General features: G+C 37.5%; 23 protein-coding genes and 2 pseudogenes. 14 read left to right on the forward strand and 11 right to left on the reverse strand.

The window, feature by feature from the left end; all coding sequences use genetic code 11:
* Nucleotides 1-209: 209 nt before the first annotated feature.
* A complete protein-coding gene (locus IQ215_RS11510) occupies nt 210-1040 on the forward strand; it encodes an acyl-CoA desaturase (RefSeq protein WP_193801526.1) in 831 nt (276 codons plus the stop codon).
* Between the two features lie 306 nt (nt 1041-1346).
* On the forward strand, nt 1347-3821 hold the full coding sequence (locus IQ215_RS11515) for an ATP-dependent Clp protease ATP-binding subunit (RefSeq protein ID WP_193801528.1): 2475 nt from the start codon (nt 1347-1349) through the stop codon (nt 3819-3821).
* 251 nt (nt 3822-4072) lie between these two features.
* Here the strand turns inward: IQ215_RS11515 and IQ215_RS11520 are convergent, their stop codons facing one another.
* Nucleotides 4073-4795: a pyridoxine 5'-phosphate synthase gene (locus IQ215_RS11520; protein WP_193801530.1), complete on the reverse strand. Its 723-nt coding sequence runs from the start codon at nt 4793-4795 to the stop codon at nt 4073-4075.
* A 125-nt stretch (nt 4796-4920) separates the two neighbouring features.
* Entirely contained in the window at nt 4921-5070 is a 150-nt protein-coding gene (locus tag IQ215_RS11525; protein WP_193801532.1) for a hypothetical protein, read from the reverse strand.
* Between the two features lie 250 nt (nt 5071-5320).
* On the opposite strand from IQ215_RS11525, the gene IQ215_RS11530 reads away from it, so the two are divergent.
* Together IQ215_RS11530 and IQ215_RS11535 are read left to right on the forward strand one after the other, a co-directional pair.
* The gene (locus tag IQ215_RS11530) at nt 5321-6505 is read left to right on the forward strand and encodes an NAD(P)H-quinone oxidoreductase subunit H (protein ID WP_193801534.1); all 1185 of its coding nucleotides are present in this window, start codon (nt 5321-5323) and stop codon (nt 6503-6505) included.
* A gap of 318 nt (nt 6506-6823) precedes the next feature.
* Nucleotides 6824-7948, forward strand: coding sequence for a THUMP domain-containing class I SAM-dependent RNA methyltransferase (locus IQ215_RS11535; protein WP_193801536.1), 1125 nt, complete (start codon nt 6824-6826; stop codon nt 7946-7948).
* 66 nt (nt 7949-8014) lie between these two features.
* Here the strand turns inward: IQ215_RS11535 and IQ215_RS11540 are convergent, their stop codons facing one another.
* The 3 genes from IQ215_RS11540 to thrB form a co-directional block, all read right to left on the reverse strand.
* Entirely contained in the window at nt 8015-8767 is a 753-nt protein-coding gene (locus IQ215_RS11540; protein ID WP_193801538.1) for a phycobilisome rod-core linker polypeptide, read from the reverse strand.
* Between the two features lie 561 nt (nt 8768-9328).
* On the reverse strand, nt 9329-9814 hold the full coding sequence (locus tag IQ215_RS11545; protein ID WP_193801540.1) for an acyl-CoA thioesterase: 486 nt from the start codon (nt 9812-9814) through the stop codon (nt 9329-9331).
* A 198-nt stretch (nt 9815-10012) separates the two neighbouring features.
* On the reverse strand, nt 10013-10951 hold the full coding sequence (gene thrB, locus IQ215_RS11550; protein WP_193801542.1) for a homoserine kinase: 939 nt from the start codon (nt 10949-10951) through the stop codon (nt 10013-10015).
* A 40-nt stretch (nt 10952-10991) separates the two neighbouring features.
* Between thrB and nrtS the strand changes: the two genes are divergently transcribed.
* The gene (nrtS, locus tag IQ215_RS11555; protein WP_193801543.1) at nt 10992-11231 is read left to right on the forward strand and encodes a nitrate/nitrite transporter NrtS; all 240 of its coding nucleotides are present in this window, start codon (nt 10992-10994) and stop codon (nt 11229-11231) included.
* 28 nt (nt 11232-11259) lie between these two features.
* Here nrtS and IQ215_RS11560 read toward each other — a convergent pair whose 3' ends face one another.
* Entirely contained in the window at nt 11260-12147 is an 888-nt protein-coding gene (locus IQ215_RS11560; protein ID WP_241735311.1) for a tetratricopeptide repeat protein, read from the reverse strand.
* 664 nt (nt 12148-12811) lie between these two features.
* Between IQ215_RS11560 and IQ215_RS11565 the strand changes: the two genes are divergently transcribed.
* Nucleotides 12812-14062 carry a zinc ribbon domain-containing protein gene (locus tag IQ215_RS11565; RefSeq protein WP_193801548.1) on the forward strand — a complete coding sequence of 417 codons (1251 nt, stop codon included), beginning with the start codon at nt 12812-12814 and terminating at the stop codon, nt 14060-14062.
* 76 nt (nt 14063-14138) lie between these two features.
* Here the strand turns inward: IQ215_RS11565 and IQ215_RS11570 are convergent.
* From IQ215_RS11570 to bchL, 4 genes and pseudogenes are all read right to left on the reverse strand, one after another.
* Nucleotides 14139-14420 (reverse strand): annotated as a pseudogene (locus IQ215_RS11570) (zinc ribbon domain-containing protein); the annotation flags it as partial.
* Nucleotides 14421-14438: 18 nt separating this feature from the next.
* Nucleotides 14439-15836, reverse strand: coding sequence for a ferredoxin:protochlorophyllide reductase (ATP-dependent) subunit N (locus IQ215_RS11575; protein ID WP_193801550.1), 1398 nt, complete (start codon nt 15834-15836; stop codon nt 14439-14441).
* Nucleotides 15837-15959: 123 nt separating this feature from the next.
* Nucleotides 15960-16340 (reverse strand): DUF5331 domain-containing protein, encoded by a 381-nt coding sequence (locus tag IQ215_RS11580; RefSeq protein ID WP_193801552.1) that lies wholly within the window; start codon nt 16338-16340, stop codon nt 15960-15962.
* An 80-nt stretch (nt 16341-16420) separates the two neighbouring features.
* Entirely contained in the window at nt 16421-17293 is an 873-nt protein-coding gene (gene bchL, locus IQ215_RS11585) for a ferredoxin:protochlorophyllide reductase (ATP-dependent) iron-sulfur ATP-binding protein (RefSeq protein ID WP_015222314.1), read from the reverse strand.
* Nucleotides 17294-18207: 914 nt separating this feature from the next.
* On the opposite strand from bchL, the gene ctpA reads away from it, so the two are divergent.
* On the forward strand, nt 18208-19419 hold the full coding sequence (gene ctpA, locus IQ215_RS11590) for a carboxyl-terminal processing protease CtpA (protein ID WP_193801561.1): 1212 nt from the start codon (nt 18208-18210) through the stop codon (nt 19417-19419).
* 106 nt (nt 19420-19525) lie between these two features.
* Nucleotides 19526-19630, forward strand: coding sequence for a photosystem II reaction center protein PsbM (psbM, locus tag IQ215_RS11595; protein WP_015221999.1), 105 nt, complete (start codon nt 19526-19528; stop codon nt 19628-19630).
* A gap of 157 nt (nt 19631-19787) precedes the next feature.
* Here psbM and IQ215_RS11600 read toward each other — a convergent pair whose 3' ends face one another.
* The gene (locus IQ215_RS11600) at nt 19788-20426 is read right to left on the reverse strand and encodes an LON peptidase substrate-binding domain-containing protein (RefSeq protein ID WP_193801563.1); all 639 of its coding nucleotides are present in this window, start codon (nt 20424-20426) and stop codon (nt 19788-19790) included.
* A 446-nt stretch (nt 20427-20872) separates the two neighbouring features.
* Between IQ215_RS11600 and IQ215_RS11605 the strand changes: the two genes are divergently transcribed.
* The 6 genes and pseudogenes from IQ215_RS11605 to IQ215_RS14405 form a co-directional block, all read left to right on the forward strand.
* A complete protein-coding gene (locus IQ215_RS11605) occupies nt 20873-21265 on the forward strand; it encodes an ArsR/SmtB family transcription factor (RefSeq protein WP_193801565.1) in 393 nt (130 codons plus the stop codon).
* A 185-nt stretch (nt 21266-21450) separates the two neighbouring features.
* Entirely contained in the window at nt 21451-21675 is a 225-nt protein-coding gene (locus IQ215_RS11610; RefSeq protein ID WP_193801567.1) for a Calvin cycle protein CP12, read from the forward strand.
* Between the two features lie 78 nt (nt 21676-21753).
* A complete protein-coding gene (locus tag IQ215_RS11615; RefSeq protein ID WP_193801569.1) occupies nt 21754-22347 on the forward strand; it encodes a DUF3177 family protein in 594 nt (197 codons plus the stop codon).
* Between the two features lie 93 nt (nt 22348-22440).
* Nucleotides 22441-22728, forward strand: coding sequence for a hypothetical protein (locus IQ215_RS11620; protein ID WP_193801571.1), 288 nt, complete (start codon nt 22441-22443; stop codon nt 22726-22728).
* A gap of 9 nt (nt 22729-22737) precedes the next feature.
* Nucleotides 22738-23373: a HEAT repeat domain-containing protein gene (locus IQ215_RS11625; protein ID WP_193801573.1), complete on the forward strand. Its 636-nt coding sequence runs from the start codon at nt 22738-22740 to the stop codon at nt 23371-23373.
* 213 nt (nt 23374-23586) lie between these two features.
* Nucleotides 23587-23713: pseudogene (locus tag IQ215_RS14405) on the forward strand (photosystem II q(b) protein); the annotation flags it as partial.

Consider the following 23713-nt stretch of genomic DNA (forward strand, 5'->3'; position numbering starts at 1 on the left):
TAGTGGATGATATATAATTTATTAACACTGACATCCATGTCAAAATAACAAACTGGTGAAAATTGGTAATTATATACCAATACCAATACCTGTTTTGTACTTGTCTTCTGAGTTTTAACCAAAGTTTAGGATTAAAATTTTAAAAACTTTTTCGTTTGACAAGATATGAAAATAAATTTAGTAAAGAATAGTCGAGTTTTAGCATAAAAATGACAGTTTCAACTTCAGAAAAATCACCACTAGCGTGGAACATAATCATATACATGGCTACTATTCATTTAGTGGCTCTTTTTGCCTTTTTACCCAGTAACTTTAGCTGGGGCGCAGTGGGCATTTTCTTCGTCCTTTATTGGCTAACTGCTTGTATTGGTATTACCCTAGGATTTCATCGCTTGGTTTCTCACCGTAGCTTTGAAACCCCTAAATGGCTAGAATATTTATTAGTTTTATGTGGTTGTCTAGCCTGTCAGGGTGGACCTATCCAATGGGTAGGTTTACATCGTGTTCACCACAAATTTTCTGACCATGATGGTGATCCCCATGATTCTAATAAGGGATTTTGGTGGAGTCATATGGGTTGGATGTTTATCAAAAATCCTGCCAATAAACTTGTCCCTAAATACACCAAAGACATTCAAAATGATCCTTTCTATCAATGGTGTGATAAATACTTTATCCCCGTCCAAGTAGCCCTAGGATTATTATTATTCTGGTGGGGCGGTTGGTCTTTTGTGGTTTGGGGAATCTTTTTACGCTTAGTTGTAGTATTCCATGTAACTTGGTTTGTAAACAGCGCCACCCATAAGTTTGGCTATGTAAGCCACGATTCTAAAGATCACTCCCGTAATTGTTGGTGGGTTGCCGTATTAACTTTCGGTGAAGGTTGGCATAACAATCACCATGCTTATCAGTATTCTGCCCGTCATGGTTTACAGTGGTGGGAAGTAGATTTGACTTGGTTTACCATCAAAATTCTATCCTTCTTCGGTTTAGCCAAAAATATTAAATTAGCACCGACAACACAGCCCACAAAGGCATAATATATAAGCCATTCATAACATTATTTCTTTAAGCTCAATCTCTCTTTTTTAAGGGAGATTTTTTCTAGGGATAATGTCTGTTTTCATTAGTTAACAAAAAAAATTAATCTTTTCTTTACCTAGGAGAAAGTAAACAAAGAAAGCCTAGACAGTATATATATTAAGGATTTCTTGAGGGCAAAGAAAAAAAATACTAACATAAGATACTGATTTCCGAACCAGATACTGTGTCAGTTGGCACAGACTGACCATATTCCTATGCTAAAATCAACAATAAACAAGGCATAAGGTGAATTAAGGTATATTATGTTTGAACGCTTCACAGAAAAGGCGATCAAGGTGATCATGTTGGCTCAAGAAGAAGCTCGTCGCTTGGGTCATAACTTCGTTGGTACTGAGCAAATTTTGCTTGGTTTAATCGGAGAAGGCACCGGTGTCGCCGCCAAAGTCCTCAAGCCCATGGGTGTTAATCTTAAGGATGCCCGTATTGAGGTAGAAAAAATTATTGGTCGTGGCTCAGGATTTGTAGCGGTGGAAATTCCTTTTACTCCCCGAGCAAAAAGAGTCTTAGAATTATCTTTAGAAGAAGCTCGTCAGTTAGGTCATAACTACATTGGCACAGAGCATTTACTTTTAGGGTTAATTAGAGAAGGGGAAGGAGTAGCCGCTAGGGTTTTAGAAAATCTTGGGGTTGATTTAGGTAAAGTAAGAACCCAAGTTATCAGAATGTTAGGAGAAACAGAATCGGCTCCTGTGGGGGCTGGTGGGGGCAATCGTTCCAATAAAACTCCAACTCTTGATGAGTTTGGCTCTAATTTAACTAATCTTGCCGCCGAAGGAAAGTTAGATCCTGTGGTGGGCAGACAAAAGGAAATTGAAAGAGTTATTCAAATTCTCGGTCGTCGCACCAAAAATAATCCTGTATTAATCGGTGAACCGGGGGTAGGTAAAACGGCGATCGCCGAGGGCCTTGCCCAAAGAATTGGTAATAAGGATGTTCCTGATTTATTGGAAGATAAAAGGGTTGTCACCCTCGATGTGGGTTTATTGGTGGCTGGTACTAAATATCGTGGGGAATTTGAAGAACGACTCAAAAAAATTATGGAGGAAATTCGTCAAGCTGGAAATGTGATTCTAGTTATTGATGAAGTCCATACTTTAATCGGTGCGGGGGCAGCCGAAGGGGCGATCGATGCCGCTAACATCCTCAAACCAGCCCTTGCCCGTGGAGAATTACAGTGTATTGGTGCTACTACCCTCGATGAATACCGCAAACACATTGAGAGAGATGCAGCCCTTGCCCGTCGTTTCCAACCTGTGATGGTGGGAGAACCTACCGTTGAAGAAACCATTGAAATTCTCTTTGGTTTACGGGAGCGTTATGAACAACACCATAAACTAAAAATTGGTGATGAAGCCCTTGAGGCCGCCGCTAAACTATCTGATCGTTATATCAGCGATCGCTACTTACCCGATAAAGCCATTGACCTCATTGATGAAGCAGGATCAAGGGTTCGTTTACTCAACTCCCAACTACCCGCCGAAGCCAAAGAGCTAGATCAAGAGCTACGGGAAGTTTTAAAAGAAAAAGACGAAGCGGTTAGATCTCAAGACTTTGATAAAGCAGGGGAACTGCGCGATCGGGAAATGGAAATAAAATCCGAAATCCGTGGTTTAGCGGATCAGAAAAAGAAAAATCCCGATGTCAGCGATAGTCCCGTTGTCGGCGAAGAAGAAATTGCCCAAATTGTGGCATCTTGGACCGGTGTACCCGTACAAAAACTCACCGAATCCGAATCTGAAAAACTACTTCACATGGAAGATACTCTTCACCAAAGAATTATCGGTCAAGAAGACGCTGTAAAAGCCATCTCCCGTGCTATTCGTCGTGCTAGAGTGGGCTTGAAAAATCCTAATCGCCCCATTGCTTCCTTTATTTTCTCTGGTCCTACAGGGGTTGGTAAAACAGAACTTACCAAGGCTTTGGCTACCTATTTCTTCGGTTCTGAAGATTCCATGATTCGTTTAGATATGTCTGAATACATGGAACGTCATACAGTATCTAAATTGATCGGCTCTCCTCCAGGATATGTTGGTTATAGCGAAGGGGGACAACTTACCGAAGCCGTGCGTCGTCGTCCCTATACCGTTGTATTATTCGACGAAATAGAAAAAGCACATCCAGACGTATTCAACCTTCTTCTACAAATCCTCGAAGATGGACGCTTAACTGATGCTAAGGGGCGCACCGTTGACTTCAAAAATACCCTCTTAATCATGACTTCCAACATTGGTTCAAAAGTCATCGAAAAAGGTGGCGGCGGATTAGGCTTTGAGCTTGAAGACGATCAAACCGAGTCTCAATATAACCGCATTCGCTCTCTCGTTAATGAGGAGTTGAAAAATTACTTCCGCCCTGAATTTCTTAACCGTCTTGATGAAATCATTGTATTCCGTCAACTCAACAAAGAAGAAGTCAAGGAAATCTCCGAACTTCTACTCAAAGAAGTATTTGCCCGTCTCACTGAGCAGGAAATTACTTTACAAGTAACCGACAAATTCAAGGAACGTTTAATCGAAGAAGGATATAATCCAGCCTATGGGGCTCGTCCTTTACGTCGTGCTATCATGCGTCTGTTAGAAGACGTCTTGGCAGAAGAAATCCTCTCTAAACGTCTCAAGGAAGGAGATGCCGCCTTAGTAGATGTGAATGAAGAAGGTAAGGTAACTATTAAAGCTGAAGAAAATACAACTCCTTTACTTGCTAAGGCAGGTAGTTAGTTGAATCATTTTTTCATCTTGTGTCGAAAAGTTTAGTTTTAGGGTGGGTTTTTTACCCACCTTTTTTTATCAATAAAATTAGCCTAAAGTTTTGTTATAGTTTTTTACACACCAAGCATCTAGAAAACTAGTCCAGTAAATATATATTTAAATTAAAGGCGATCGCATTGCAGTGTATATTTTTAATAAGGTTTATCACAAAAATCAAGTGTATTACATACAATTAAAGTAATGATAAAACTTGATAGGAATTAAAGTTCTCCCCTCATAGCTAACTTCATTTCCCTAACCGCCCTTTCGAGGCCCACCAAGACGGCACGGCTAATGATGCTATGACCAATATTTAATTCCTCCATGCCCTCAATACAAGCCACAGGAAAAACATTCCAATAGGTTAAACCATGACCTGCGTTAACCCTTAAACCTAAATCTAACGCTTGTTTCGTGCCTACTTTGAGAGCTTCCAACTCTTGGGCTTCAACGTGCTTATTTTCCGCATCAGCATATTTACCCGTGTGTAATTCGATAAATAAAGCCTTTGTTTTTGCTGCCGCCTCAATTTGAGCTTCATCAGCATCAATAAACCAACTCACAGGAATACCAGCGCCCTGTAGCTTCCCCACTACCTCAGTAAAACGATTTAAATTATTAACAATATCGATTCCCCCCTCCGTGGTGACTTCTTCCCTTTTTTCGGGTACAAGGGTAACATAATCAGGTTTTACACTCAGGGCAATATTAATCATTTCCTCCGTGGGAGCCATTTCCAGATTTAAATGGGTGCGCACTGTTTGCCTTAGTAGTTTAATATCTCTATCTTGAATGTGTCGTCTATCTTCTCTAAGGTGCGCTGTGATGCCATCAGCCCCTGCCAACTCGGCTAATACTGCGGCGCCGATGGGATCTGGTTCTACGGTACGTCTGGCTTGGCGAATGGTCGCCACATGATCAATATTTACACCAAGGGTTAACAATTTAACTTACTACTCCTGTTATAGAATTCAAACAAAAATTTTATGGCTAAGAAAAATTGGGAAATTTAACATTGACTCTTTTAGCGTCAAATCTCCCAATGATCATAGACTTTTGGGTTATGAAACTATTTTACTTTATTTTGTTGAGCTTGAATTTGATGTAACAATAAATCTATTTCAGCCTCTAAATGAATATATTTTACCTGCTGATCCGCATTGTAAGCTCTTTGTAATAATTCGATGTTTGAGTTTTTAGATTTTGATTGAGTCGTCATAGTTATAAAAGGTTTATTATTATGGATTTTATTAAAGTTAAGTAACTGATTGTAACTTAGATTTACATGGTATGTTATTTATTAAGAAAAGTAAAGATGTATTTACCTATTCCCACGGGGAACAAAAGGCGAATAACCTATAAAATATAAAAACAGTCAATAGTAACGGAGATACAGACCAAATCATTGTCGAATTTCCAAACAAAATTGTTTCACAGGTTGAAATATTATCCAAATATAAATTTGCTATATGCCTAAAATTGAAACTAGAACAGAACCCATGGTATTAAACATGGGACCTCACCACCCCTCCATGCACGGGGTTTTGAGGTTAATTCTTACCCTAGACGGTGAAGATGTGGTCGATTGTGAACCTGTCATTGGTTATTTACACCGAGGCATGGAAAAGATTGCGGAAAACCGTACTAATGTGATGTATGTTCCTTACGTTAGCCGTTGGGATTATGCTGCGGGGATGTTTAATGAGGCGATTACAGTTAATGCTCCCGAAAAATTAGCGGATATTGAAGTTCCCAAAAGAGCTCAATATATTCGAGTAATTATGCTTGAGCTTAATCGTATTGCCAACCACCTCCTTTGGCTTGGCCCATTTTTGGCTGATGTGGGAGCTCAGACTCCATTTTTCTATATTTTCCGTGAGCGGGAAATGATCTATGATTTATGGGAAGCTGCTTCAGGAATGCGTCTGATTAATAACAACTATTTCCGTATCGGTGGGGTAGCTGTTGATTTACCTTATGGTTGGGTGGATAAGTGTGAAGATTTCTGCGATTATTTCTTACCTAAGGTGGATGAGTATGAAAAGCTAATTACTAATAACCCTATCTTCCGCAGAAGGGTTGAGGGTATCGGTACTATTACCCGTGAACAAGCTATTAACTGGGGTTTATCTGGCCCTATGTTACGGGGTTCGGGGGTAAAATGGGATCTGAGAAAGGTTGATCATTATGAATGTTATGATGATTTTGATTGGGATGTGCAGTGGGAAACTGCTGGGGATTGTTTTGCTCGATATTTGATCCGAATTCGGGAAATGCGTGAATCTGTGAAAATTATTCGTCAAGCCCTCAAAAATTTACCTGGTGGCCCTTATGAAAATTTGGAAGCTAAAAGGATGGCTGAGGGTAAAAAGTCGGAGTGGAATGATTTTCAATATCAATATATTGCCAAGAAGGTAGCCCCTACTTTTAAAATTCCTGAGGGTGAGCATTATGTTCGCTTAGAAAGTGGTAAGGGTGAGTTGGGTATCTTTATTGTGGGAAATAATGATGTATTCCCCTGGCGTTGGAAGATTAGAGCGCCTGATTTTAATAATTTACAGATTCTTCCCCATCTACTTAAAGGGGTTAAGGTTGCTGATGTGATGGCAATCCTCGGTAGTATTGATGTAATTATGGGATCTGTGGATCGTTAGTTGATCAGGTTTAAGATCTCTGATATTTTTTTAGGGTGCTTTTCTAGGCATCCTTTTTTATCAAAATTTTTGGGTCTAAAAATCCCTCATTCATGACGGCTTTATCTAGGCAATTACCCCCGACAAAAAGCCATTACACTGGATATTTAATCACGATAGTTCCTACCGTAGTATTTTCCAAACTTTTATTTATAAAGTTTAATGAATTGGATTGATAAAGGGCATAATCATCCCGTTGAGATGATTTAATGTGGTGATTGAAGTGTGGTTTGCAGATTAAGATAGTTAGCAAACAGAGTAAACAATAATTGATTATTAATGACCTATCAATATTTTGCCACTGTGGGCAGAGGTTTAGAAGATATTGCTTCCCAAGAGATTATCAGTTTGGGAGGAGATAATGTTAAAGCAGATTTTACGGGGGTACATTTTCAGGGAGATTTAGAATTATTATATCGAGTAAATTTATGGTGTAGAACGATATTTCGGGTTTTGTGGACTTTAAAGGTTGTTCCTAGTTATGATTCTGAGCAGTTATATCAAAGTGTAAAAAAATTTGATTGGTCTGATTTTCTTAGTCCTTCTCAAACTTTTGTGGTTCACTGTACAGGGAAAAGTCCTCGTCTTAATCATAGTCATTTTACAGCTTTACAGGTGAAAAGGGCGATCGTTGACCAACAACAGGAGAAATATGGGGTTAGGTCTGATATTGATACAGAAAACCCTGATGTAATTATTAATGCCCATATTCGGGAAAATAAATGTACTTTAAGTTTAGATAGTTCGGGGGAAAGTCTTCATCGTCGAGGTTATCGCCCTGCCATGGGTAGAGCGCCCTTAAAAGAAACCTTAGCAGCTGCTTTGTTATACATGACTGATTGGACACCTGATTTGCCTTTGGTTGATCCTCTCTGTGGTTCAGGTACTTTTGCCATTGAAGCAACTTTAATGGCTTTAAATATCGCTCCGGGGTTGTATCGTAGAGAGTTTGCTTTTCAACGTTGGAATAATTATGATTCCGATTTATGGGATGACGTTTTTAGGAAAGCAGAAGAAGCAGAAAAAGATACCATGCCTATCATTGTCGGTAGTGATGCGGATGAAGATGTCGTTTTACAAGCTCAAAGTAATGCTCGTGCTTGTGGGTTTGCGGATAAGGTAAAGTTTTATCATCAAAAGTTGATTGATGTGGAAGCACCTGCGGATCATGGTATTTTGATTTGTAACCCTCCTTATGGTAAAAGGTTATCGGAAACAGAACAATTATTTCCTTTTTATAAGTTGTTGGGAGATGTTCTGAAGCAAAGATTTAAGGGGTGGACTGCTTATATTCTTTGTGGTAATAAGGAATTGAGTAAAAAGGTTGGTTTGAGAACTTCTCGGCGTATTCCTGTGGATAATGGCGGGATTCCTTGTACTTTACTCAAGTATGATTTGTACTAAAAAAGCAACGGGGCAAAAACCCCATTGCTAATTATTTTATAGAGAGTTAATTTATGACTGATTACCCTACGATTTACGGTAGGGAACTCTGTCTAAACTAATATTCATAGCAGACACACGGGGTGCGGGGGTGGCTTTAGAGCCGATGCTACGAGCTAAGTTTAGATAGCCAGAAGGATCTCCTGCTTTGACTTGTTTTTCTTGGGGAGTAAAACGACGTACTTGATTTTGCCAAATAATTTGGGGGAAACCAAGTTGGTTACGGTGATACTCGTTGTAACGAGGAGATTTGATATTGAAAGGTCTTTCACCGAGTTCGCGGGAGGGTAAGTTACGACGACGTTGATAGGGTACTATGTCATAACCAAAGTTTTCGAGGTATTCATCGGAGTTTAATAGTTCATCGATGAAGCCTTTATAACCTTTGGTGGCGATAACGATAGACCAAGCAATTTTTTCTTTTTCGTTGTAAACATCACGACCTAAAACTTTTTGTACGCAATGTTCTACAAAACGATAGTTACTATTTTTTTCGTAAAAACTATTTCTGAAAGTTTCGGATAATAATAAACCACGAATGAAATCACGGACGGTGATTTGACGATTGCGTAGTTGGGATTCTAGGGCGATTTCACGATCGGATTTGAAAGCATGGAAGAAAATTTGACGATAGGCCGTCTCAATTAAGTTGTCCATGTCTGATGCGAAAAGTAAGTTTTCCGCATTATAGATTTTAGGTTGTTCGTCTCCACCTACCTCGAATCCTTCTACACGAGAATTCTGAGAGCTGGGAGTGTAATTAAGAAGAGGAAGAGTCAAGGATTTTACCTCCGTATTTTGTTTATCTTAAAATATTTTTTCTTCAATCAATAGCATAATCGACAAGGGCTACGTAACTGAATAAACGTAAAGAATTGTTACACTCAATCCTAAGAAAACTTGAGTTGGGGATTACGTTTTTAGCGTTTTAAAGGTGTTATGTCACGTTCGGATAATTTGTTATAAATAGATTGTACCCCAGTTGCCCCAGTGTGTAATGAATTACAGGGCTAAGGGTAGTTGGTTCAATAAATTGAACTAAGATAACCTGAATTCGGGATAAAATTTACAGTCTTGTAAAGGTGTAAACAATGGACAATTAACAATTGATAGTTAATAAATTACGATCTAGCACCTAATACCAAATTCGATTTAGAAAATATATCATCTCTCGCCTTGCAATGAATTACAAGGCTAACAGTAGTTTATCGTTCAATAAATTGAACTAAGGTATATTTTGATTTACGGGTTTAGTATAAGCTATTATCCTCTTATGTCCCTATATGTCCTTAATACCTTTAACTTGAAACCTAACCCTACTGACAGTTATTATCCTCTTAACTAGGACATCTTAATTAAGGCTTCTTGTAAAATCGGTGGCAGTTGCCTTAGAATTTTTCCTTTTTGGGTATCTATTCCCACGAGGGTAACTCTACCGCTGAGGTAAAGTTGTTGGGAGGTAAAGGAGACGATTTCGTAATCCCAGTGCATTCTTACTTTTTGGATTTGGTTGAGACGGGTTTTTACGATCGCACTTTGTCCCATTTTGAGGGGTTGATGATAACGAAGATTAATTTCCACTACAGGTAATTCACAACCTGCATTAACTAAATCGACATAGTCAATGCCTATTTGACGTAAATATTCTATCCTCGCTTCTTCTAACCAGGGGATATAGTTACCGTGCCATACTACCCCGGCATAGTCGGTGTGATGGGGATGCACTGTTATGGGATATTCAAACCATTCTTCGGTGGTTGCTCTCAAACTGTGATCAACTTCTATGTCTGTGATAGGTGGTAATTGAGGATTATTTTTTGGTGTCATAAAATCGGTTTCGTGAAAAATAGAGTTGTGAGACTGGGAAGGTATCAGGTGTTAGGTTAAAGAATTGATAAAAAATCTATTTAAATAGATTGACAAAGGCTGGTCGTATTTTAAACCTACAACCAGTCACCTAAAACCTAACTATATTGACGACTATTATTCCGAATTGAGGTTCACTTTATAGGATTCCAACCATCTCTAATTGTTAACTGTCCATTGTTCATTGTCAATTATCCCTGCTCCCTTGGTATCAATTAAGAGCGATCGCACTTTAGCTTTTACCCCCATTCCCTGCCATGTTTTTTCCATGGCCTGAGCCACATTGTCAGCCTCATTCTGAGGGCATAAAGCCAAGAGGGTAGGTCCTGCCCCACTAATTACCATACCATAGCCTTTATGGCTCAATACTGCCTGTTCTAGTTCATCGTAACCCTTGATTAAAGCACGGCGGTAGGGTTGATGTAATTTATCTTTGAGGGCTTCGGCTAACCATTGTGCTTTACCTGTTTGTAATGCCCTTAAAAGTAAACCGAGATGGGCGATATTAAATACCGAATCACTGTAAGTTAAATTTTTCGGTAATACTCCCCTTGCTTCCTCGGTGGATAGTTCAAAATCGGGGATAGCCAAAACAAAGGCAATATCTGGATTAACGGGAATTGGTACAAAATGCCAATTATCACCGCTGCCCACCGAAAGGATACAGTTACCCATAAAAGCAGGAATTACGTTATCAGGATGTCCTTCAAGGGCGATCGCCAAGTTCGTCAACTCTTGGGAGGATAAGGGATTTTTAGCGAAATAATTAGCCCCCAATAAACCACCCACAATGGCAGTGGCTGAACTTCCCAAACCTCTAGCCATAGGTACACCCACCTTTACAGTGATCTGGACTTGGGGAATTTCCTCGCCGATATGTTCGTAAACCTTGACAAAAGATTGATATAACAAATTATCTTTAGGAAGGTTTATTATTTTGCCATCTACGCCAAAAGCCTTGAAAGTAGTAGCTTCTGAACTAAGTTTAAATTCAAATTCATTGTAAAGACTCAGTGCCATACCCAAACAATCAAACCCAGGCCCCATGTTTGCGGTGGTTGCAGGGACTCTAATTACCATAGAATTGTGTTTAGTCATTATATGTTCAACTATAAAAATATAATCTTGTTCTCCAGTGATGAATAATAGTTTAACCAGTTATGGACAATATTTAGTCACTCCCAAATATGCTAAAAAGGGTGTCAAGGTAGCTTTATTCGTTGGTACTGTTATATTCATGATTAATCACGGTACGGCTTTAACCCAAGGAAAAATGACCCCCCAACGTTGGTTGAGTGGTATTTTAAGTTATTCTGTCCCCTACTTTGTTAGCATTCACGGACAATGGGCTAATAGTAAATCAAAGGAAATGGGGTGATCAAAAAATACTATTAATTAACCTCAACTTATTGATCTTCTAAGGGTATTAAATTATCTTCTAAAACTCTTTTCATGGTGGGATTGGCAAAGAATACTTCTGTATCTGCCATTAGATTTTCCCCCCACAGATTGAGGATTAAAAATTCTGGATTACCGTATTTACCGTCTAATTGTAAGGCTTGAGTACCTAGACGGATAGCCTCAGTTTGTCTTCCTTGATGATATAGTCCCACTGCGATCGCCAGTAACGGTTCTGCTTGAGATTGATCTATATTCACTGTATCACGCCAAAGGGCGATCGCCCTTTCCTTATTGCCCTGCTCATATTCAGCTAAACCAATATTATTAATAGCCGGCCAAAATTCCTCATCTAAATCATATGATTGTTGATAAGAGGCGATCGCATCGGTAAACTGTCCTAACTGTAAATAAGAATTACCCAAATCAAAAAAAGCCTGAGGACTCTCACTATTAAAAGCTAAACCAGCCCGAATCTCACGAATAGCCGACTCATAATCCTCCACCTGAAAATAAGCATTACCCAAAGCAAACAACACCTCAGGCTCATCAGGCGCTAAATCCTTCGCCCTCACAAAAGCATCAACCCCCGCCTGATTATCCCCTTCTTGAATATGTAAAGTTCCTAAAATAAACCAAGTCTCATACTGATTCGGCAACAAACGAGCCGCTAACCTTGCCCTCGATAAAGCCAACCCATACTCCTGAAAACGAATCAACTGCACCGCATCCTGTAACAATTGAGAGCCATAGGGTGCTAAAGTTTCCGAACTTATCTCTGGAGTATAAGGAACTACAGCTTGAGCTTTTACCCTAGGGGGATTTAACGTCACCCCTAACATGACTAAAACAGATAATAACCAATGACGATATACCACTTTTGTTAAATTTCGCAAACTAAAATTACAAATCGCCTTAATTCTAACAATCAAATTACCATAATAGATATATCAGTCACAAAAAGTAAAACCATGAATAAACCCATCGGCTTTGTCTCCTTCCTCACCCTAATAAGCCTTATTTCCCCATTACTTTCAGACAGTAATACTATCTATTTATCCTCCACAACCCCCCAAATAATTTAACTAATCATCCCAATTTCTCATCCCTTAGAAAATATAGCTTTGTGAATTAAGGTCTGATTTTTACTTTTGTTCGGCAATAGGCAATCCTCATAATGGTTATAGCATTATATACCTGCTGTAGTTTGATGATGTTTCAGAAACAAAATAAGCAACCCTAATTCAACGAAATACCCCTAGCCTTGTAATTCATGATACGACGGGTTAACAGCAAAGATACAATCTCTTGAAACAGACAATTCAAGTAGTGTCACATGATTTCCATCATTGTCATTAACCTTGCATAAGATAAATATATTCTTTTCATATTCAGCATTAAAAATTCAAGAAAAAATAACTCAAAATCATAGCCGTGCTTGGGAAATTCAAACATGGTTATCGCTTATCATTTCCGTAATAAAAATAACTACTAAAACAGATTTTACAATCCTTTATTAACTCTAAAATACAATAATCAAATTAATCAAAATTTAAATATATGTGGCAAAAAATAAAAAGATTTATTAGGACATTTTTTCGCAAATCAAGAAAAATTGATGAAGAACCAATCAACAAAGTTAGTTTGGTGTTAATTATTATTATGGATATATTTATCCTTAGTAACGTTTTTATAGGGTTAAATGACATTGGAAATTGGTATATTAGCCCCTCAGATAGTCATCCCTGTTATTCTCAGTGGAATAATTATCGAGATAACAGCGATGAAGATAAACAATACACAATATTAACTAACAATAATTATAATTATTCTTACAACCCTAATCTAAATTTAAGAGATAATTATCAAAATATAGAAAATAAACACTTAGGAAGTGTTAGCCCTATTTGCTACGATTACGCTTCTTCCTTTGATGCAACCCAAACCCGTGAATTTAGAACAAAAGTTAACGAAATAGATTCTAAACAAGGTACTATTAGCACCATAGAAGCAGAAAATCGAACTATCAGAGAACAATATGACTCTACCCTTTTAGAAGAAATTGCAGGGCAACCTGGTGAGTTATCCATTAATCAGGTAGAAGCCAGAGAAGCAAGACAAACCCTAGAGGAGAATAATAATAGAATAAGTAATCTTAAAAATGAAATAGATACTTTAAAAAGGGAAATCTTTGCTTTACCGACAGTAGAAGAATTTTTTACCCTACTTAACTCCGATGATAATTTTAATAATTTAGAGGCGAGTTTTGAAAGAGCTTCCTTTTGGTATCCCAGTATTCAAATTATATTCCAAGTTCTATTTTTAGCGCCCCTAATTGCGATCGCAACGTGGCTTCATCTCAAAGCCGATAATAATGGAAACGGACAACTAGCCTTAATAACATGGCATTTGTTGATAATCTTCTATATCCCTCTAATCATCAAAATTTTTCAGTTTTTACAAGTAGGGGCGCTCCTATCCATCTTGACAGAAATAGTAACAGTATTATTTACAGGCTTACTCTTTGTCTTAGCATATCTATATATTTTTATTATTCCCCTAATTACCTTCGCCCTCATAAAATTTAGTCAAAAAGTAATCTTTAACACCAAAAATCAAGCCACCAAAAGAATTCAAAAATCAAAATGTCTGCGTTGTGCCAAAAAATTACCCCCCGACAGTCTCTATTGTCCCCATTGCGGTTACTATCAATATCAAGAATGTCACAATTGCCAAAACCTAACCTATAAACACTTACCCTATTGTATAAATTGCGGAGCATCACAACAACAAACCCAGACGAATAATTAAACTCAATCCGGGATAATAGTTGTAAGTATTGACACTCACACCATCAAATCAAAGATTGTGATGGGTGATTCTTACATCATTGACACTTAACTAGATTAAGCAAGTTACCTTGACTAATCCCCGTCAGTACGTCTCCGTAAGCATTTTTATTCACGGTATGCCCTACCGCAATTAATCCTCTATTTTTAATTACCTCTGCACTTACGACGTCTCTTGGTGCTGTATAACCGCAATACTGACAATTATGTATTCTTTCACTTATTTGCTTTTTACCAGTATGATTACCACAGTTACTGCATTCTTGAGATGTACCATCTTTATCTACTTTTAGATAAAACTTACAAAATTTAAAATGGACGGTGCATCGCCCTACAGATTAACTTTTAACCAATTGATTCCAACCCAAATCCTTAAGATTATTATTACGACGTAAAGGACGAGTAACCAACTCTAATACATCACGGGCATTGGTGAAACCGTGGATTTGAGCAAAAGTAAATTCTACCGACCATTTTGTACTAATTCCCCGTGCCTCCAAGGGATTAGCGTGGGCCATTCCTGTGATGACTAAATCGGGTTGTAACTCCTTGATGCGTTGTAGCTGATTATAGTTATCAGGTTTTTCCACAATGGTAGGCATGGTAACTCCCATTTCTTGGCAGGTTTGGGCAAGGAAATCTAGTTCCGCTTTTTGGTAACGTTTATCCATGTAGGGGATACCGATTTCATGGACTTTCATTCCGCATCGGGTGAGGAAACGGGCGAGGGATACTTCTAATAAATTGTCTCCCATGAAAAATACTGACTTACCTTTCACTAAATCCACATAGTCTTGTAAGTTTTCCCAAATTTGGGCTTCTCTTTCTTCTAAGCCATGGGTTTCAACTCCCAACACAGAACAAATTTTCTCAATCCATGCCCTAGTGCCATCGGGGCCAATGGGGAAGGGTGCGCCAATTAGTTTACATTTACGGCGACGCATTAGGGTGGTGGCGGTGCGACTGAGGAAGGGATTAACCCCTGCCACATAATAACCCTCTTCGATGACAGGTAATTCGGTATAGCGTTTGGCTGGTAGCCATCCATCAATTTTTACCCCTTGTTTTTTCAATTCTAGGGTTAAATTGGTGACAACGGGATCAGGTAATGAACCAAATAATACTAAAGGATGATGTTGTTTATATTCGCTTTCGGTGGCGGTAATTTCTTCTTTTTTCTTACCAAAGTTTAATAGTTTTTGGATGCCGTTGCGCTCTTCTTTTTCTTCGGTGTTAGTTGTTGCTTCTTTCGGACAACGATTCGCCATGGATGCTAAAACGGTGTCTTCTCCTTGGGTAAAGGCATAATCTAAGCCGTTGGCACGGGCAACCACGATGGGGATGCCGATTTCGGCTTCTAGTTTGGGGGCGATACCTTCTAAATCCATTTTGATGATTTCTGTGGTACAAGTACCAATCCACACTATAACAGATGGGTTGCGATCGCGCTTAATTTGTTCACAAAGTCTTCTCAACTCATTATAATCATTAAGCTGCGCTGAAATATCCCCTTCTTCTAACTCCGCCATAGCGTAACGAGGTTCAGCAAAAATCATCACTCCCATGGCATTTTGTAGGAAATAACCGCAAGTTTTTGTTCCGATGACGAGGAAAAAACTATCCTCAATTTTTTGATATAACCATGCCACACAACTTATGGGGCAGAAGGTGTGATAATTTCCTGTTTCACATTCAAAGTTTAATTCTGGGGTAATGGGCGCTTGGGCTAATGTCATTTTTATTTACTCCTATGTATAGATTTTTGTGTAGGGAGGGAATTTAGGTATAATTTCTGTTTGGGTGGGGAGTTAAGGTTAAATAACCTTACCTCACCATTAACAAATGAAGTATTGATAAATTTAAATTTGATTATTAGAGTTTAAAATCTGTTTACGAAAATCATCTAAAGGCGAAGTATAAGAAGGTGATGATTGCGTTATTTGTGCTGGTGATGTTTTTCTAATATCCTCTAGTTTTTTTAACTCAACATCAGGATCAAAATCCAAACCTAACGCCTGAATAATCGCATCTTCATCAGAGTTTAAATAAAGAAAAGTCTCTAAATATTCGGATAATTCTAACTCTAGGGCTGTCACTATACCCAAAATTAATTTAGCGGGGGGACGTTTACCATTATCTGATGTGTCATACCAATCATTATTTTCTTCGCAAAATAAAGTAATCCATTTTTTATTAATAGCCCAATAATCTAGCCATTTATCTTTAATTTTTAACTTCATTTGTTTCATATTTTTTATCTACATGATTTAATTCTCAAATAATTTACAAAATAACCAGAAAATTTTAATTGTCAATTGCTTTAAACCATCATTAAATCAAGCTCATCAACTTCCTGCTTGGGTGCATCCGCAGGGGGATTGAGATAGTAATCAGAAAGTAAAGTAAATAAATCTCTGTCTTGGGCTTCACTAGGCACAACCCCTTCAGGCATTGCCAAAATTTGGTCAGCAATATTGAGATAAAAATCACATACATAATCCAAACTAGGATCTTTTTCTGCCATTTCAAACAAGGTTTTACCCTTAACCCGTGATACCCGTATATCTTCAATGAGAGGTAATACTTCCAATACAGGCATGGCTACGTGGGAAATATATTTATCAATCAAGTCTCTTTTTGAGGTGCGATTACCAATTAAACCCGCTAGGCGTAAAGTATGAGTACGTGCTTTTTCTCTGACGGAGGCGGCGATACGATTGGCGGCAAAAAGGGCATCAAAACCATTATCGGTGACAATGAGACAATAATCGGCATAGTTAAGGGGCGCTGCAAAACCACCACAAACCACATCCCCCAACACATCAAACAAAATTACATCATATTCATCAAAGGCGTTCAATTCTTTGAGTAGTTTTACAGTTTCACCGACTACATAACCACCGCAACCAGCGCCCGCGGGTGGTCCTCCTGCTTCGACACAATCTACCCCTGCATAACCTTTGTAGATTACATCTTCGGGCCAAATGTCTTCGTAGTGAAAATCTTTTTCTTGGAGAGTGTCAATGATGGTGGGGATTAAAAAGCCTGTGAGGGTAAAGGTGCTATCGTGTTTCGGATCGCAACCTATTTGTAATACTTTTTTTCCTCTTTTGGCGAGGGCGGTGGAAATGTTACAGCTGGTGGTCGATTTGCCGATACCGCCTTTTCCATAAACTGCTAATGTCAATGTCATTTTGTCAGACTCCAGAATTTTGCTCTGTTTGCATTATTGACTAATTTGTTATTTTTCACAGAATCTTTTTTGTTATAAGGTGCTGTAATTTAGGTTTAATCGTTTTCTAAAATATTTAAAAGCTGTTAAATCTTTTATTAACTTTAATTTAAGCCTAAAAAAAGTTTTATAAAACTTTTATATTAGCTAATATAGTAATTAATTACAAAAGCAAAAAACGTATTGACTAAAAATCAACATGGGCTAAAATTTAATAAAAAGCACTGTAAATATAGGGTTGTGGATGTTTTAAAGACTTAGCTCTAATGTGGAGGTGTAATTTTGTTTATAATTAATTAACATTTACCTTGTAACCTTTATATTAATAGGCTTTGAGATAATTTACTTCGTTAATATGCTAGTATTGTTGCTAGTTTAATTAGATTGAATGTTAATATTTGCTACGATTTGATTTTTTATTGAAAATAATGCGTATAAATGCTCAATTAGCTCCCCGAATATTAAGAATATTAACGATTATTACTCTCCCTTTGTCTATTATTCTTTATCTGTTGCGAGGATTTGGTTTACTGGGTTTTTTATCTGGATGGGTGGTAATTTTATTGATTATGACGGCTATATTTAGTTCTATTTTTTATTTAATTGAAAAAACTTACTATTGATACTGGTAAATTTATTCAGTGATGGAATATTGGTTACAAGTGGTTTATTATTTTTTCCTTGCTTTATTTTTTTATCTAGTTAATCATAAATTTATTGTGATTTAAAATAGTATAAATGATTAATAATTAAATGTTAAATATATGAATATTTCAACCTAAAATTTAATTGGTAATACTTTTATATGGTCTGTTTTATTTTTTGTGGAAGTATAATTTTTTAGTTATTTTTTATTTTTTTGTATTAAAAATATTATGAAAAAAATTTTTCTTTGTTGTTTAGTTATTTTTTATATTCTGCTTTCAGGAATAGTAGCAGTGCCTAATGCCTATGCTTTTAGTGAGGAAGAAAAGTTAGTGCTTCAGTGCTGGCGTTTGGTTAATGAAGCCTATGTAGATAGTTCTTTTAATGGTCAAAATTGGTGGGGATTACGCCAAAAAATTCTCAGAAAACCTTTAAATAATAGGGAGGAAACTTATGGAGTAATTAGGGAAATGTTGGCTAGTTTGGATGATCCTTATACTCGTTTGTTGCCCCCAGAGCGCTATCATGATTTGCAGATTACTACTTCTGGGGAACTTTCTGGGGTTGGTTTACAAATCAGCGTCAATCCTGAAACGAAACATATTGAGGTGGTTTCTCCTTTGCCTAATTCTCCTGCGGAAGATGCGGGGATTCATCCTCGGGATGAGGTTATTAGTATTGATGGGGTAAGGGCTGATACTCTTTCTTTGGATGAGGCGGCTAGTCGTATTCGGGGTAAGGTTGGTACTGAGGTTACTTTGGAGATTAAACCTAAAGATAAGGATATTGTTAATGTATATCATTTAAGGCGCGATCGCCTTTCTCTGAGTTCGGTTATTAGTCGTTTAGATGATTCTAACCCCGATTTTCCTGTGGGTTATCTGCGATTAAATCAGTTTAGCGGTAGTGCTACCAAGGATTTAGCCCATGCGATCGCCCTTTTTGAACAAAAAAACGTTAAGGGTTATATTTTAGATTTACGTAATAACCCAGGGGGTTTATTACAAGCAGGGGTTGAAATTGCCCGTTTATGGCTAAAACCTAGCACCATTGTTTATACCGTCAATAGACAAGGTACTATGGGTAGTTATGATGCTATGGGAGAACCAATTACAGACGCACCCTTAGTAGTTTTGGTAAACCAAGGTACGGCTAGTGCCAGTGAGATTTTAGCAGGGGCTTTACAAGATAATGGTAGGGCGATTTTAGTGGGGGAAAAAACTTATGGAAAAGGTTTGATTCAATCTTTATTTGAACTTCCCGACGGCGCAGGATTGGCGGTAACAGTTGCCAAATATGAAACCCCTAACCATAAAGATATTAATAAACTCGGGATTTCTCCTGATTTTGTTGTCTCTCAAGAGCCGATTAACTATTTTGAAATTGGCACTGATGTTGATTTGCAGTATCAAAGGGCGATCGCCTCTTTGCAACAATCTTAATATTTCTTAATGTTTATAAACTATGTATGGTAATGGTTTATTGAACCTAAAAAGCTAAATTATGATATTCTAGTTACCGTTAGTTTAATATCTGAAAAATAAGAAAATGCAAGTTAACGATCTAGGTTTTGTTGCTACTCTACTGTTTGTGCTTGTGCCTACCGTTTTCCTTTTAATTTTATATATTCAAACAGGAAAAAACGAAGCATAATAAACTATTTTACCTTTTGACTTTGCGGGACTGTTAGAACTATTTGAAAAATACAAGACAATCTATTCTTGTAAAGTAACCATAGTTTTGAACCCTGTCAAAGTCAAAATTATTTAGTTACAAAATTATATTAACAATTTTTAAAAAGTATTTTTAATTAATTAAAAGCATCCTTTAAAGCCGTACGAGCTGCCAAATTTCCCCTGGTGGTAACTAAAATATCAGCTTCCCGTTGCAAACGCTCAGCAGTATCCTGCATTTCTAACAATGTTTGTTGTTCCACCGCCACACCATATAAATTACTAGCTACCCAGTAAGACAATTCCATGGGGGCAGTGGGTAAATTTTCAGGAAGCTCAATTTTTTGGTCGGTTAATTTTGCTGAGAGTGTAACCACATCTGTTAATAAAGTTCTCACTTCATCAGCTTTATCTTGTAAATTAATTTGGGTAGGTTGATCATCAATCCATTCCACTAAACCAACTCGATAAGGTTTTTCTCTCACATATTCCAAAACTCTAAACCGTTGCTGTCCTAAAGTCAGGATTTTCATGCGATCATCAGGTAAACGTTCAAAATGGATAATCTCCGCACAACAACCAATATTAGCAATTTCCCCGTTACTAGGATCGATCATTAGCACACCAAAACGGCGATCATATTCTAAAATAGTATTCATCATCATACGATAACGAAATTCAAAAATATGTAGAGGTAACGGACGCCCTGGAAATAAAACCACTTCGGGCAGAGGAAACAATGGTAATTCTCTAACAGCGATGGAAGGTGATGTCATAGTTTTAAGTTTTGTTATGCTCTTTTTTCTAATTTAACGGATTTTGAACAGGATTAGAGATTTTCTTACCTAAGGTGCGCTCGATGGTATGGAGTCATAATCAGAAAATTATCTTTTTATCATGGAATGAATAATATTTTCATGGTCGCAAAAAATATATTTATAGTTTTAAAAGTAGGCAATATCTTAAACTAAATTTTAGTTAATGGGTATTTAAATTAAGACTAAAAAGGTTTTGTAATATATGTCAGTTATCTTCATGAAAATAGTTTTTTGAAAGAATTCCTTGATAGTTTAAGATCGTATTTCCTCCATTACCTTGTATCAAAAGACAAAATTTCCAGCGCACCTTAACCCTCTAGTTAACTATTCTCAAGATGCTAGAAACAATATCGAGTTAAGATAGTAAATATCAAAAATAATCAAAAGTACCTTACCTCGTAACTATGAAAAGCCCTTCCCTTAATAAAACTCACCTAGAAAATGAACTAATTCCCTGCTCTCCCCACGGAATAGATGATAACTTATGTGGAGTATTTGAGGGAAAAATTCTCAGCCATGAAAAATCTCAAACTATGGCAGACTTTTTTGGTTTATTAGGGGACGCCAATCGTCTGAGGATTCTATCAGTATTAGCCCAACAAGAAATGTGTGTTTGTGATTTAGCAAATATGTTACAGATGAGCGAATCAGCTGTTTCTCATCAACTTAGAACATTAAAATCCATGCGCCTAGTAGCATATCAAAAAAGAGGTAGAAGGGTTTATTATCGTCTCTTAGATCATCATGTTCTGGAATTGTATCGCGCCGTGGCAGAACATTTAGACGAGGTAGATTAATATCATTAAAACATTACCATAAATGATTCTATGAGCTATTTTTATGTATCCGAAATAACTGAAATAGTAGCAGAATAGGGTTTAAAAGGAATTGATGTTTTTGCCTAGTAGAATTATCCCTATCACAAAGATCTTAATTCTGTTATAAGCTATAAAGGTATAAGAAAATCATAAGGTATTAAACTATGAGCAACATACAAGATAAAATTCAAGAAGAATTAAAACAAGCTAGGGAAGTATGTACCACCGAGGGGGCAACCTCTGGGGATTGTGCGGCGGCTTGGGATGCTGTGGAGGAGTTACAAGCTGAGGCTTCTCACCAACAACAAGGAGAGAAAAAGAAAAATTCTTTAGAGCAATATTGTGAAGATAATCCTGATGCGGCTGAGTGTCGTATCTATGACGACTAATTGTTCAATTTGTTGTTTAATAAAAGCAAGGGGTGGGGTTATCCCACCTCTTTTTGTGGTTAAATATATTTTTTTATTATGGAAGATACGTTATTAAGGGCTTTAGTTTGGACTAACTATAAGTTATTTTTAGTTTTTTGTTTATTTTTTCCTCTTGTTTTATCTGTTTGGAGTTTGTTTTCTAATATTCCTTCTATTCAGCGGTTATTATTGATTTTTTGGCGGGTGGCTAGTTTATTGGCGATCGCCATTTATTTGTTTATTCCTGTGTGGCAATGGGGATATTTAGCTTGGTTTATAGGACATATTTTAATTGTCATTAGTCTTTGGTTTTGGGTGGATATTAACGATGAAATTCAAGATTTACCAAAAAGCCCCTTGCGTTTACTACTCACTTCGTGGCGCTGGGCAACTTCTATTTATGGTATCCTAGGTGCGATCGCCTTTACTCCTTTTTTAAAATGTACTTTCTCCGAAGATGCCGCGGTAGAAAAGGTTTGTCGAGCATGGTTAGAAGCCCCATGGCACTATAAAAGTTGGTTTCACCCCAACGCTACCACAGGATTTTTAGGGTTTTTAGGTATGTCTGGTTTAATTATTTATGGCATTTATTTACTATACTTCCTTGCCTTCCGTCTCATTCGACAAGGTAGAATTGCCATTGAACAATAGTAGGAGGTAGGTTATAGCTTGTTAGTTATCCATTGTCCATTCTTTCAAAGACTAAACATATTATCCTAAAATCAAGTAAGCCAATAATTTTTGATGAATAATCTACTCTTAAAAATAGAAGAATATACCAAGGAAAATCCACAATGGCTGGTAATTGTAAAAGCAGAAGAAAATGGGCAAAATTTAGAAATTATGACCTTTAGGGGGTTTTCTAGTAGTTTGACAGGGGCTACGGAATATGACCCTGATTTGCCTGTTTTATCATCTTCTGGGATAATTTTATCCGTTGACTTGCTCCAAGCCCCTTATAACCCCGTCAATCCCTTATATATTGAACAAAATTTGACCCCTGCACAATTTGAAGCAAACTTTTTGTCTTAAAAATTGATCATGACAGAAACCATTATCCCCATAGATGACTTAATCACAGCCGTAGAAAAAGCCGATTCAGCCCCCAAATTGTTTTTAGCAGTCAGTAACTTAGCTAAAGTGCGATCGCCCCTAGCCATTCCCACCCTCATCGAAGTATTGGGATACAATAATCCAGGCGCCGCCGTAGCCGCCACAGAAGGCTTAATTGCCATCGGCAAACCCGCCGTCACATCCCTCCTCGAAAACGTTGACGACTACAACTACGGAGCAAGGGCATGGGCTATTAGAGTCTTTGCAGGAATCGGCGACCCCCGCGCCCTACAATTATTGTTAAAAGCCGCCAGTAGTGACTTTTCCCTGAGCGTGAGAAGGGCTGCCACCAAAGGACTAGGGAGCATCACATGGTCAGAAATTCCCCCCGAAAACCGACCCCAAGCCCAACAAAAAGTATTAGATACCCTTCTCATTACCGCCCAAGATGGAGAATGGGTGGTACGTTATGCTACCGTTGTTTCCTTAGGAAATCTATATCAGGCCGTAGATAACCAAAACATGAAACATATCATTCAAAAAACCCTGATTAACCTCAAAGAAGATGACGAAGAAATAGCCATTCAAACTCGCTCAACATTAGCTCTTCGACATCTTACTTAAACTTTTGTGACAAACAGATTAAACTTCTAAACCCTATATTTTATAAAGTTTTCACCGACATATCTTCTTCTATGTGTAACAAAAAGTAACAGTTTTTTGAGTTTTTTTCATAAAATCCTTGACAAAACTTTACATATTCGTTAATATATAAATGTGAGGCAAACAACTTCACACAAAGTACCTAGAAAAATTCATAACGCAATCATATAACATATGACTACCACTTTACAACAACAACAGTCTTCCGCATGGGAGCAGTTTTGTCAGTGGATCACTTCTACCAACAACCGCTTATATGTAGGTTGGTTCGGTGTATTAATGATCCCTTGTTTATTAACTG

The organism is Cyanobacterium stanieri LEGE 03274 (assembly GCF_015207825.1).
Taxonomy (GTDB): Bacteria; Cyanobacteriota; Cyanobacteriia; order Cyanobacteriales; family Cyanobacteriaceae; genus Cyanobacterium; species Cyanobacterium stanieri_B.